Annotated in this window: 9 protein-coding genes; 1 reads left to right on the top strand and 8 read right to left on the bottom strand. The window is 61.7% G+C overall.

Annotated features, from left to right (window positions below):
- Positions 1-77: 77 nt before the first annotated feature.
- Genes N8H71_RS08925 through glnE form a run of 8 tightly spaced genes read right to left on the bottom strand, consistent with a single transcriptional unit; the run spans position 78 to position 10,028 of the window.
- Entirely contained in the window at positions 78-1,529 is a 1,452-nt protein-coding gene (locus tag N8H71_RS08925; protein ID WP_262193690.1) for a lipopolysaccharide kinase InaA family protein, read from the bottom strand.
- On the bottom strand, positions 1,529-2,281 hold the full coding sequence (locus N8H71_RS08920; protein ID WP_262193689.1) for a lipopolysaccharide kinase InaA family protein: 753 nt from the start codon (positions 2,279-2,281) through the stop codon (positions 1,529-1,531). The genes N8H71_RS08925 and N8H71_RS08920 overlap by 1 nt, the downstream gene beginning before the upstream one ends.
- Positions 2,278-3,012, bottom strand: coding sequence for a lipopolysaccharide kinase InaA family protein (locus N8H71_RS08915; protein ID WP_262193688.1), 735 nt, complete (start codon positions 3,010-3,012; stop codon positions 2,278-2,280). The genes N8H71_RS08920 and N8H71_RS08915 overlap by 4 nt, the downstream gene beginning before the upstream one ends.
- Positions 3,012-3,818 carry a lipopolysaccharide core heptose(I) kinase RfaP gene (gene rfaP / locus N8H71_RS08910; RefSeq protein ID WP_085608461.1) on the bottom strand — a complete coding sequence of 269 codons (807 nt, stop codon included), beginning with the start codon at positions 3,816-3,818 and terminating at the stop codon, positions 3,012-3,014. Before rfaP ends, N8H71_RS08915 begins: the two co-directional genes overlap by 1 nt.
- Entirely contained in the window at positions 3,819-4,940 is a 1,122-nt protein-coding gene (locus N8H71_RS08905; RefSeq protein ID WP_085685321.1) for a glycosyltransferase family 4 protein, read from the bottom strand.
- On the bottom strand, positions 4,940-6,001 hold the full coding sequence (gene waaC / locus N8H71_RS08900; RefSeq protein WP_262193687.1) for a lipopolysaccharide heptosyltransferase I: 1,062 nt from the start codon (positions 5,999-6,001) through the stop codon (positions 4,940-4,942). Before waaC ends, N8H71_RS08905 begins: the two co-directional genes overlap by 1 nt.
- 1 nt (position 6,002) lies before the next feature.
- Positions 6,003-7,037, bottom strand: a complete 1,035-nt coding sequence (waaF, locus tag N8H71_RS08895) for a lipopolysaccharide heptosyltransferase II (protein WP_039766536.1) — start codon at positions 7,035-7,037, stop codon at positions 6,003-6,005.
- A 51-nt stretch (positions 7,038-7,088) separates the two neighbouring features.
- Positions 7,089-10,028, bottom strand: coding sequence for a bifunctional [glutamate--ammonia ligase]-adenylyl-L-tyrosine phosphorylase/[glutamate--ammonia-ligase] adenylyltransferase (glnE, locus tag N8H71_RS08890; RefSeq protein ID WP_262193686.1), 2,940 nt, complete (start codon positions 10,026-10,028; stop codon positions 7,089-7,091).
- A 384-nt stretch (positions 10,029-10,412) separates the two neighbouring features.
- Between glnE and aceE the strand changes: the two genes are divergently transcribed.
- Complete coding sequence (gene aceE, locus N8H71_RS08885) at positions 10,413-13,058, top strand: pyruvate dehydrogenase (acetyl-transferring), homodimeric type (RefSeq protein WP_007952295.1); 2,646 nt, start codon at positions 10,413-10,415, stop codon at positions 13,056-13,058.
- Positions 13,059-13,061 lie beyond the last annotated feature (3 nt).

The raw sequence follows: 13,061 nt of genomic DNA, 5'->3' as shown, positions 1-13,061 counted from the left end.
ACAAGTCACAAGGATTTGTCGCCACAACCCTCACCCGGATTCAACTGCAGAAACGTCTTACGCGCTGGCGAAAATAATCACACAGCGCCCGCTACATCCTTGGGCAAGCGCTGATCAATCACCTGATACAGCGCACTGCTCTCGGGCCAGTTGCGCATGAACCGCGCGCGATCCCGGGCATAGGCCGGGGCGAAGCTGCCCACCGAGCCGTGCTGGCACATCGAGTCCAGATCGATCAGCGCCCAGCGGTCTTCTTGCCAGAACAGGTTATGACCCTTGAAGTCGCCATGGCTGATGCGTTCGGCGATCAACCGTGCAAACAGCTGATCCAGCGCCTGCAACTCGCTTTCCGGCGCCGCACCGCTTTCGACGTAGGGCGCAAAGCGCTCGATGATGTCCGGTCCGGCCAGGTGTTCGGTGATCAGATAGGCCTTGCTGCGCAGCCAGAGAAAACGGGTTTCCAGCACCGCCAGCGGTTTGGGCGTGGCGATGCCGAGGAACGCCAGGCGATTGCCTTCACGCCAGGAATGCCAGGCGCGGCTTGGACGCCAGAAGCGCTTGAGCCAATGGGCAAAATTCTTGATGTTGTAACGCTTGATCACCAGTGGACGCCCGGCAACCTCGACCTTGCCGACACTGGCCGCGCCGCCGGTCTTGTACAGATGGCCCTGATCGAGCAAGGCATCCGCCTGCTCCAGCACCGGCAACATCGCGGGCTCTTCCTCGCGGCGAATCGACCGCAGACCGAACGCACCGCGCTTGACGCTGAACAGCGTGCATTCACGACCGACCTTGATCAGGTAGTCCTTCAAGCGCCAGGCGCGCACCTTGTCGATCTGCTTTTGCAAAGCTTCCAGCGGCAGCGCGTGCTCGCTGTTGCTCAGCAGGTAATACACCAGCAGTTCTTCGGTGAACGGCTCGAGCGACTTGGGCAACTGGGCGAAGAACACCCCGAGATTCTCCAGCACTTTCTGCCGGGACAACGGTTGGCCGGCGTTTTCCGCACAGATGCCCGCGCCATCGATCAGATACAGCTGACCACCGTGGCGCAACAGATTGTCCAGGTGCAGATCTTCCTGCCACAGGCCTTTGCCGTGTAACTGGCCAATGGCGCCGAGCGCTTCCGCCAACACCGCCGATTGCTCGTCGGCCAGAACCGGCAAGGATTCGACCTTGTTCCAGGCATCGCCCAGGCTTTCGGCGCCTTCGAGGAACTCGAACAGCAGCCAGCCACCCTCGCCGTCCTTCAAGCCATCGGCCAGCAGCAACGGCGTGGTCATGCCCTGGGCGGCGAGCAGTTTCACACCCTCCAGTTCACGCTGAAAGTGCCGCGCAGCCTTGCTACCGACCAGCAATTTGGCCAGCACTGGACGCCCGCGCCACACACCGGCACCGACATAACGCTGCCCCGGCAATACCCGCAACAGACTGAGCAACTGCAAATCGGCAGCGCCCGCCGCATCGGCCAGCGAAACCGTCAACGGCAGACTCGGCGTACGCCCGGCATTTTTCAGGTCGGACAGCTGCATCAGCGGGTCTCCTTGCGACTGCGCCGCGCGGTCAGCCGCGTGACCCAGCTGTCGACCAGCGAACTGTCCGTCGATTGATCGAGATACGCCGCCAGCAGCTCACGCAATTGCGCTTCGCTCCACTCCGGCGCACGGCGCAGCAGCGGCTCCAGATCCTTGACCCGGTCACGCATACCGAACAGCAACGGCCGAGTCTTTTCCAGATCGATCAACTGCGCCTGATAGCCGTCGCCCTCGGCACGCAGGAAAATGTGTTTTGGATAGAAGCAGCCGTGCACCTGACGCATGCCGTGCAGATGGCGCGCCAACAGGCCGCAAGACTTGAGAATCGCCGATTGCTGCGTGGCATCGAGGTCGGACCAGCGCTGCAACAGCGAATCGAGATCGTCCCAACCGTCGAGTGCCCGGGTCAGCAGGATCGCACGGACTTCGCCGTTGACCTTGCGCTCACCGAAGAACGCCGCCTGCAACGCCGGAATGCCGAGTTTGTTGTAACGACTGATGTTGCGAAATTCCCGGGCAAAGGTCGGCTCGCCGAACGGTGCGTGCAACGTGCGGGTCAGGTAATTGCATTGGCGCTTGAGGTAATAGGCATGCCCTTCCAGCTCCAGACGAAACACGCTGCTCCAGCCGCCGCCGTCGGTGTTGGGCTCATCCACGGCGTCGAGCTGCTTGGACCACAGCCCATCGAACGTGCCGAGACCGTGGCGCTCCAGCAACGCACGGTCTTCAGCGGCCAGAAAATCAGTCATTCGCGTCCCTCGAAAAATCTCACCACGTGGCGAATCCGTTGCTTGTCGGCGGCATTCAGCCGATCACGCCCACGATATTGCAGGTAGAAGCGCAGGCGCTGGGTGTTCGACAAGTGATACTTGGCCACCTTGTCGAGACAGGCCAGATCCTTGGTGATCCGGTACTTGAGCCAGAAGCCGCGCCAGAAATCGCCGTTCGGGCAGTCGATCAGATACAACTGCGCCTGATCGTCGATCAGCAGGTTGCGCCACTTCAGATCGTTATGGGTAAAGCGATGGTCGTGCATGACGCGCGTATAACCGGCCAGTTGCCGGCTGACGCCGTCGACCCAGGCGCGATCCTTGAGCTTGGGATCGTTGCGCTCGGCCAGCGCCGACAGGTCTTCGGTGCGCGGCAGTTCACGGGTGATCATCGCTCCGCGATCGTAAGCCATGCCGTTGCGCTCCAGGCCCCACGCCACCACTTCGGCGGTAGGAATGCCCCACTTGGCGAAGCGCTTGAGGTTCTGCCATTCCATCTTCACCCGGGGCTTGCCCAGATAACGCCGCAGGCCTTTGCCGGCACCGACGTAGCGTTTGACGTAATAGTTGACGCCATTGAACTGCACGCGAATGACTTCGGACAATGGATCGCGGGTCAGGCGCTCACCCTGAAGGGCAAATACCGCTTCGAGGCTACCGAAATATTGCGCAAGTTCACGGTACTCAGGCTCCAGATTCCAACCCGCCATCAGAGCGCATCCCCGTAACGTTGCTTGCGCGCGTAGAGCTTGTTGGCCTTGCCTTCGAGCCAGCTCAGCAACGGCGCTTCTTCAGCCAGGATCTGGCGCAGCGGTTGCTGGAAGTAACCTTTGAGGAAACGCAGCTTGTCGCGGCGGGTCAGGCCGATATCCAGTGCGGAAAAGTACAGCGCCGCCAGATCCTTGTTGCGCCAGCGCTGGGTGATCGCCGGACGGGTCTGGGCGCGGTGCAAATCGATCACCGAGAGTTTGAAATCTTCGGGAGTCACCGGTTTGTCGGTGTGCAGCAGAAAGTGGCAGATGTAGCAGTCGCGGTGGTTGACCCCGGCGCGGTGCATCATGCCGGTCATGCGCGCGACCTCAGCGATCAGCGCCCGCTTGAGTTTCGGCTGCGGCGGCTGCTTGACCCAGTCGATGCTGAAGTCTTCGAGACTGATGGTCGGCGCCAGCTCTTCGGTGACGATGAACGAATGTTGATCCGCCGGGTTGCTGCCCTTCTCGCCGTACGCGACAGCGGTCATGGTCGGCACGCCGACTTCCTGCAAGCGCTGGATAGCCTTCCATTCCTGACCTGCGCCGAGCACCGGCAGCTTGGCGGTCAGCAGGTTCTTGAAGATCTCGCCCCAGCCGATACCGCGGTGGATCTTGACGAAAAAGCCATTGCCGTCGACTTCCGTGCGCAACGTCCGGCGGGCTTCCAGCTCGCGGTACACCTCGCCCTGCAAGCCCTCGACTTCCACGAACGCATCGCGGCCAGCCCACAGGCTCTTGAACGGTTCAGCCAGCATCAACTTCATTTAAGCGTGCTCCGCCAGAATCACATCGGCCGCGTGCTGCGGCATGCTGTAGAGGTCGGCCGTCTCGGCGAAGGCCAGACCGTTGCGGCTCCAGGCCGCCCGTGCAGCGTCGTCGTTCAACATGTCAGTCAGGTATTGCGTCAGTTGCGCCTGATCGAACGGTTCGTCCAGCACTCGCCCGGCGTCGGCCTCGGCGATGTAATGGGCATAACCGCAGACCGCGCTGACCAGCACCGGCAACCCGGCGACCAGCGCTTCAAGCAGCACCGTACCGGTGTTTTCGTTGTACGCCGGGTGAATCAACAGATCGGCGCCAAGCAGGAAACGCGGGATATCGCTGCGCCCCTTGAGGAACGTCACGTTGTCGCCCAGGCCCAGCGTCGCACTCTGCATCTGGAACAACTTGGGGTCATCCTGGCCGATTACAAACAGCCGGGTGCGTTTCTTCAGCTCGGCAGGCAATGCGGCCAGCGCTTTCAGGCTGCGATCGACGCCCTTGGTCTTGAACCCGGAACCGATCTGCACCAGCAGCAGCTCGTCGTCCTTGAGGTTGAATTCGGCGCGGAAACCGGCGCGAATCTGGTCGGCATCCGCAGGGCGGCGACGGTCCTGGGCGATGCCCGGCGGCAGCAGGTGGAAGCGTTCCAGCGGCGTGTCGTAATGCTTGATGAACAGCGGCTGCTGCACTTCGGAAATCATCAGCACTTCGGTCTTCGCGTCTTTGGCGAACACTGCGCGCTCGTACTCGGCGAAGTGGCGATAGCGACCCCAGCGGCGATACAGCGAATTGCGCAGGTTCTGCGCCTTGTCTTCGAAGCAGCCGTCGGCGGCGTAGTAGACGTCCAGCCCCGGCATCTTGTTGAAGCCGATCAGGCGATCCACCGGGCGCTTGGCCAGGTCCGCTTCCATCCACGCGCTGAGCTTTTCGTTGCGGCGGTGATTGAAGAACGCCTTGACCGGCGCCACCAGCACTTCGAAACCGGGCGGCACGTCGCCTTCCCAGATCAGGGTGTAGACGCGGATCTGGTGCCCGCGCTTCTGGCATTCGAGGGCGATGCGCATGAAATCGCGCTGCAAACCGCCGAACGGGAAATATTTGTACAGGACAAAAGCCAATTGCATCAGCGCAGCTCCTCAGCCATCAACAACGTGCTCAGTCGGCTGGCAACACGCTCGGGATTCAGACGCGTGAAGCACAGGGGCCACTCGCGTTTCAGGTCAAACTGACGGGCATCCTGCGCGGTCGGTTGATACGTACATTTCTTTTGCAGGCACGGCGCGCACGGGAAATCGCTGCCGAGGTGAATCTGTAGCTTGCCGTAGGCGCCTGTCAGGCCCGGATTGGTCGGGCCGAACAGGGAAATCGTCGGCACGTCCAGCGCCGCGGCCAGATGGCCAAGACCGGTGTCCACCGCGACGCAGGCCTGGGCGCCGGCCAGCACCTTGCCAACTCCGGCCAGGTTCAGCTTCGGCAGCACTTCGGCGTGTTTGAAACCGGCGGCGATGCGCTCGGCCCGGGCCTTCTCCAGCGGGTTGCCCCACGGCAGCCTGATCCCGACGCCGAGGTAGCCGACCCGTTCGGTCAGCTCGCGCCAGTAGGCCTCCGGCCAGTGCTTGGTGTCCCAGGTGGTGCCGTGGAGGAACACCACGTAGGCATTCTTGCGCGGCAGCTCGACCAGACGCTCGACGTTGAGGCCGTAATCGCCCAGGCCTTTGGGCAAGTCGTAACCCAGGGCGATGGCGAACAACTGACGCACGCGCTCGACGGCGTGCTGTCCACGGGCCACCGCCAGTTTGCGGTCGTAGAAGCGCGAAGCAATCGGCTCGCGGGCCGAGCCCTTGTCGAGACCGGCCACCGGGGCTTTGACATAGCGGGTCAGCCAGGCGCTTTTCAGCAGGCCCTGAGCGTCGATCACCAAGTCATATTTGTTCGCCCGAACGGACTGCTTGAAGCGTTTCCACTCACCGCTCTTGATGGTTTGCCAGATGTTTTTGCGCCAGCGGCGGATCGCCACCGGAATCACTTTGCCTACGGCCGGGTGCCAGGTCGGAATCTCGGCGAAACCTTCTTCCACCACCCAGTCGAACTTGATCCCGGGAATCGCCCGGGCGGCGTCGGTCAGCGCCGGCAACGCGTGAATCACGTCGCCCAGCGATGAAGTCTTGATCAGCAATACCCGCAAGTTAATGAACCTCGACCACAGAGCCCTGCAAACGCTGCAAGGCATCGTTGACCGCGTCCGGCATCAGCTGGCGCAGGCAGTTGTAATGGCCGAAACGGCAGGTGCGGTCGAAGCAAGGGCTGCAATCGAGACCCAGACGGACGATTTCCACGTGCTCGGCCAGCGGCGGGGTGAAACCCGGCGAGGTCGAACCGTAGACGGCCACCAACGGGCGATTCAGTGCAGCGGCCACGTGCATCAGGCCGGAATCGTTGGACACGACCGAGTCGGCGCAGGACATCAGGTCGATGGCCTCGGCCAGCGAAGTGCCGCCGCTGAGGTTCACGGACTCTTCGCGCAGGCCCGGAATCAGCCGCGCACGAATGTCTTCGCCCACGGCGTGATCGTTCTTCGAGCCGAACAGCCAGACTTGCCAGCCTTCGCGAATCCGCGCCTCGGCAACCTTGGCGTAATGCTCGGACGGCCAGCGTTTGGCTTCACCGAATTCGGCGCCGGGGCACAGCACCAGCACCGGGCGGTCGAGGGTCAGACCGAACTTGGCCAATGCGGCCTCGCGGGTCACCGGATCGATCTGCAGGCTCGGGCGCGGATAAGGTTTCGGCAGCTCGGCGTTCGGCTCGTAGGCCAGCGCCATGAAACGCTCGATCATCAGCGGATAACGTTCTTTATCCAGCGTGCGCACGTCATTGAGCAGGCCGTAGCGGAATTCGCCGCGCCAGCCGGTGCGTTTCGGGATGCCGGCGAAGAACGGCACCAGCGCCGACTTCAACGAGTTCGGCAGCAGGATCGCCTGGTCGTACTGGCCGGCCAGGGATTTACCGATCCGCCGACGGGTCGCCAGCTCCAGCGCGCCGTGGCCGAGCGGGAAGCTCAAGGCCTTGCGCACTTCGGGCATGCGTTCGAGGATCGGCCGGCTCCACTCGGGGGCCAGCACGTCGATTTCGCACTGCGGGTGGCGCTGTTTGAGACACTGAAACAGTGTCTGCGCCATCACCATGTCACCGACCCAACTGGGCCCAACGATCAGAATATTCATGTGGTTTCCATAAACGAACCGGGGAGGCTTTACGCCTCCCCGTCTCGAGAATCAGCTTAGCCCCAGCTCACGCCAGATCCGCATCACCTGCCGCCGTTCGTCCGCGAACTGATCGCCCGGTATCACCCCGGCGTCCTTCTGCAAGGCCTGCCGGTGGGCGGCGGAACGATAGGCCTTGTAGGCCTCGCGCAACAGGCTGGCGTCTTCGGCAGGCATCAGCCCTTCGTGCTCCAGCTCTTCCAGAATGCGGATATTGTCCGTCCAGCGCAGCAACGGCGGGTGGGTTTGCGACCACGCCAGAGCCGCGTATTGCACCATAAATTCAATATCGACGATACCTCCGGCGTCCTGCTTGAGGTCGAACGGCGCCGTGGCCTCGAAGGCATTCGCGCCGGTGCCGGCGGCGGTGCTCTTGCTCCCGAGGTTGTCGCGCATCTTGGCGCGCATCTCGCTCACTTCCTGTTGCAGTTTCGCCAGATCCCGCGCCTTGCCCAGCACCTGAGCCCGGACACCCTCGAACGCTTGGCCGACATCCTTGCTGCCCACCAGCACCCGCGCCCGCACTAGGGCCTGATGTTCCCAGGTCCAGGCTTCATTTTCCTGATAGCGCGCAAACGCGCCGAGCGAACTGACCAACAGCCCGGACGCGCCGGACGGACGCAGGCGCATATCCACTTCGTACAGCTGACCGGAGTTGGTCTGCGCCGTCAGCAAGTGAATGATCCGCTGACCCAGCCGAGTGAAAAACTGCGTGCCATCGATCGGTTTCGGGCCATCGGTTTCGGCTTGCTGGTCGCCATCGTGGATGAACACCAGGTCCAGATCCGAACCATGCCCCAACTCGATCCCGCCGACTTTCCCATAACCGACAATGATGAAGCCGGGATCGCACAGCGTGCCGTCGGTGCGCAGCGGCGTGCCGTACTTGGCCACGGTCTGGCGCCAGGCCAGGGCCAGCACTTGCTCAAGAATCGCTTCGGCCAGCCAGGTCAGGTAATCGCTGACTTTCATCAACGGCAGGCTGCCGGCAATTTCCGAGGCGGCGACGCGCAAGCGGTGCGCCAGTTTGAAATGGCGCAGGGCTTCCATCTGTTGTTCGAGGTCGTCTTCCGGGATCCTGGTCAGGCGCTCGCGCAACTCGGCGGCCAGTTCCGGCGCCAGCGGCGGCTTGAACAACCGGCCTTCGTTGAGCAATTCATCAAGCAGCAGCGGGAAGCGGGTGATCTGCTCGGCGATCCACGGGCTGGCGGCGCACAACGTCAGCAAACGCCGCAACGCGCCAGGATTTTCGGTCAGCAGCACCAGATAAGCCGAGCGCCGGGCCACCGCTTCGACCAGCGGCAGCACCCGCTCCAGCACCAGATCGGGATTTTCGTGCTCCACCGCCTGAGCGAGCAGGCGTGGAATAAAGGCATCGAGACGTTCGCGCCCCAGACGCTGCATCGCTCGCAACTGTGGGCTGGCACGCAGACTCGCCAATGCCTTCAAGGCCTTGGTCGCGTCAGCGAAACCACCCTCTTCCAGCTGGCGACAGGCGGCTTCTTCGTCCTGAGCCTCCTCCCACAGCGGCAGCCATTCACCGCCGACCACCACTTCGCTCTCGACGCCTTCGTCCTCATCGGGATCGGCGATCACTTGCGCAAAGTGCCAGGCCACACGACCGCGCCAGAACATCAGCTTCTCGTGGAATGCCTCCCAATCGGCGAACCCGAGCATGAACGCGATACGCGCCTGATCCTGAGCGCTGTCCGGCAGCATCTGGGTCTGGCGGTCGGCAATCGCCTGGATCGCGTGTTCGGTGTAACGCAGGAATTCGTAACCTTCGCGCAGTTCGCTGATCACCGCTGGCGGCAGATAGCCCTGCCCTTCGAGCGTGCTCAACACATTTAATAGAGGGCGCTGTTGCAGACTCAGGTCGCGACCGCCGTGAATCAGTTGAAAGGCTTGGGCGATGAACTCGACTTCACGGATACCACCGGAGCCGAGCTTAATGTTGTCAGCCATGCCCTTGCGCCGCACTTCCTGCTGGATCAGCTGCTTCATGGTGCGCAGCGCTTCGATCGCCGAGAAGTCCAGATAGCGCCGGTAAACGAACGGCCGCAGCATTTCCTGCAACTGCTCGCCTGCCACCTGATCGCCGGCCACCACCCGCGACTTGATCATCGCGTAGCGCTCCCAGTCGCGGCCCTGATCCTGGTAATACTGCTCCAGCGCATTGAAGCTCAGCACCAGCGCGCCGGACGAACCGTACGGGCGCAGGCGCATGTCGACGCGGAACACGAAACCGTCGACGGTGATCGGGTCGAGGGCCTTGATCAGGCGCTGGCCGAGGCGGATGAAGAATTCCTGGTTATCCAGCGGGCGCTTCACGCCGACGGTTTCGCCGCCCTCGGGGTAGGCGAAGATCAGGTCGATGTCCGAGGACAAGTTCAGCTCGACCGCGCCGAGCTTGCCCATGCCGAGGATGACCATCTGCTGCGGTTCGCCGCTGCGTCGGCCGGTCGGCGTACCGAACTGGTCGCAATGGCGGCGGTACAACCATTGATAGGCCTGATCGATGCTGGCGTCGGCCATGTCAGAGAGATCGCGGCAGGTCTGCACCAGATCGGCCTGGCGGTTGAGGTCGCGCCAGATGATCCGCACCTGATGCCGGGTGCGCTGACGGCGCAGGGCCCGGCCCAGTTCATCTTCGGTCTGGGCGAGGCTGACGGCGGCGGCGATCTGCGCGCACAACTCACCTTTGGCGAACGGCCGGTCCAGCTCGCCGGACTGCACCAGCGACAACAACATCAAAGGGTCACGAACGCTCTGTTCAATGACGAAATCGCTGGCGGCGCTGACGCGGGCGAACTGCGCCCAGCGTTCCGGCGTCCAGGAGGAGAAGCCGTGATCGTCTTCCAGTTGCGCGACGGCCGCACGGAACGACTGCTCCGATCGACTGACCAACGGCAGGAGGATGGCAGGCAGTTCGGCAAGCGCAGGCAGGGTCATGGTCTATCCTTGATCGGCGTGTAAATGGCCGCTTGTAGTGATGATTGAAAAACCGCTACGCGAAGGACTGTCGAACAAAAGTGAGAAATAGCTGAAATTTCTTTTTCTTTGGCAGCCAACATCAAACTTTCACCTTTTTCGGATGGATAAAGAGCAACCTTAACGATTATTCTCACAACGCAGTCGGAGGCCACAAGCCTTTCATCTGTAGTTTTACTACTCGTCTATACATTCGAAAGGCTGAAATGCCGGATGATTTGTAGTAAAACTACACGCCGCCGGAACAACCTGTCGGCAATCCAAGAATTTTAAATCGTCTGCCCACAAGGCCAGTCGCAAACTCAGGCAACCGATTCTGGAAGCCTTTCCGCCCTGGAGCAAGCCATGCAAGACCTCGATCCCGTCGAAACCCAGGAATGGCTGGACGCCCTGGAATCGGTTCTCGACAAAGAAGGCGAAGACCGTGCTCACTATCTGATGACCCGTATGGGTGAACTGGCGACCCGCAGCGGTTCGCAGCTCCCTTACGCCATCACCACGCCTTACCGCAACACGATCCCCGTTACCCACGAAGCACGCATGCCTGGCGACCTGTTCATGGAACGCCGCATTCGCTCGCTGGTACGCTGGAACGCGATGGCCATGGTAATGCGTACGAACCTGAAAGATTCTGACCTGGGTGGTCACATCTCCAGCTTCGCTTCCAGTGCGACCCTGTACGACATCGGCTTCAACTACTTCTTCCAGGCCCCGACCGACGAACACGGCGGCGACCTGATCTACTTCCAGGGCCACACCTCGCCAGGCGTTTACGCCCGTGCATTCATGGAAGGCCGCATCACCGAAGACCAGATGAACAACTTCCGCCAGGAAGTCGACGGTCAGGGCCTGTCGTCCTACCCGCACCCTTGGCTGATGCCTGACTTCTGGCAGTTCCCGACCGTTTCGATGGGTCTGGGCCCGATCCAGGCGATCTACCAGGCTCGCTTCATGAAGTACCTGGAACACCGCGGTTTCATCCAGCCGGGCAAACAGAAAGTCTGGTGCTTCCTGGGCGACGGCGAGTGCGACGAGCCGGAATCCCTGGGCGCCATCTCCCTGGCCGGCCGCGAGAAGCTGGACAACCTGATCTTCGTCATCAACTGCAACCTGCAGCGCCTCGACGGCCCGGTTCGCGGCAACGGCAAGATCATCCAGGAACTCGAAGGCGTGTTCCGCGGTGCTCAGTGGAACGTGACCAAAGTCATCTGGGGCCGTTTCTGGGACCCACTGCTGGCCAAAGACGTCGACGGCATCCTGCAACGTCGCATGGACGAAGTCATCGACGGCGAGTACCAGAACTACAAAGCCAAAGACGGCGCGTTCGTGCGTGAACACTTCTTCAACACGCCTGAACTCAAGGCGATGGTTGCTGATCTGTCCGACGACGAGATCTGGAAACTCAACCGTGGCGGCCACGACCCGTACAAGGTCTACGCGGCGTACCACGAAGCGGTCAACCACAAAGAACAGCCGACCGTCATCCTGGCCAAGACCATCAAGGGTTACGGTACCGGTGCGGGCGAAGCGAAGAACACCGCGCACAACACCAAGAAAGTCGACGTCGACAGCCTGAAGCTGTTCCGCGACCGCTTCGACATCCCGGTGAAAGACGAAGAGCTGGAAAACCTGCCGTTCTTCAAGCCGGAGCCAAACAGCGCCGAAGCCCGTTACCTGGCCGAGCGTCGCTCTGCACTGGGCGGTTTCGTGCCTCAGCGTCGCGCACAAAGCTTCAGCGTACCGACTCCGGATCTGGACACCCTCAAGGCGATCCTCGACGGTTCCGGCGACCGTGAAATTTCCACCACCATGGCCTTCGTGCGGATCCTCGCGCAACTGGTCAAGGACAAGGAAATCGGTCCGCGCATCGTTCCGATCATCCCGGACGAAGCCCGTACCTTCGGTATGGAAGGCATGTTCCGCCAGCTGGGCATCTACTCGTCCGTCGGCCAGCTCTACGAGCCAGTCGATAAAGACCAGGTGATGTTCTACAAGGAAGACCAGAAAGGTCAGATCCTTGAAGAAGGCATCAACGAAGCAGGCGCCATGAGCTCCTTCATCGCCGCCGGTACTTCGTACTCCAGCCACAACCAGCCAATGCTGCCGTTCTACATCTTCTACTCGATGTTCGGCTTCCAGCGTATCGGCGATCTGGCATGGGCCGCTGGCGACAGCCGCACCCGTGGCTTCCTGATCGGCGGCACCGCCGGCCGTACCACCCTGAACGGTGAAGGCCTGCAGCACGAAGACGGTCACAGCCACCTGCTGGCTGCCACCATCCCGAATTGCCGCACCTACGATCCGACCTACGGCTACGAGCTGGCGGTGATCATTCAGGACGGCATGAAGAAGATGACCGAAGAGCAACAGGACATCTTCTATTACATCACCGTGATGAACGAGTCCTACCAGCAGCCAGCCATGCCGGCCGGTGCCGAAGAAGGCATCAAGAAAGGCATGTACCTGCTGGAAGAAGACACCCGCGATGCGGCGCATCACGTACAGCTGATGGGCTCCGGCACCATCCTGCGTGAAGTCCGTGAAGCGGCGAAGATCCTGCGTGAAGAGTTCAACATCGGCGCCGATGTGTGGAGCGTCACCAGCTTCAACGAACTGCGTCGCGACGGCCTGGCCGTAGAGCGCAGCAACCGTCTGAAACCTGGCCAGAAGCCTCAGCGCAGCTACGTCGAAGAATGCCTGAGCGGCCGTAAGGGTCCGGTCATCGCGTCTACCGACTACATGAAACTGTTCGCCGAGCAGATCCGTCAGTGGGTACCGTCCAAGGAATTCAAAGTCCTGGGCACCGACGGTTTCGGCCGCAGCGACAGCCGCAAGAAACTGCGTCATTTCTTCGAAGTCGACCGTCATTTCGTGGTGTTGGCAGCCCTGGAAGCACTGGCTGACCGTGGTGATATCGAACCTAAAGTCGTGGCCGAGGCCATTACCAAGTTCGGCATCGACCCGGAAAAACGCAACCCACTGGACTGCTGAGGA

This window comes from Pseudomonas koreensis, from assembly GCF_025447595.1.
Classification (GTDB): Bacteria; Pseudomonadota; Gammaproteobacteria; order Pseudomonadales; family Pseudomonadaceae; genus Aquipseudomonas; species Aquipseudomonas koreensis_H.
The sequence above is the reverse complement of the archived record's forward strand: the minus strand, read 5'-3'. Positions and strand labels throughout refer to the sequence as shown.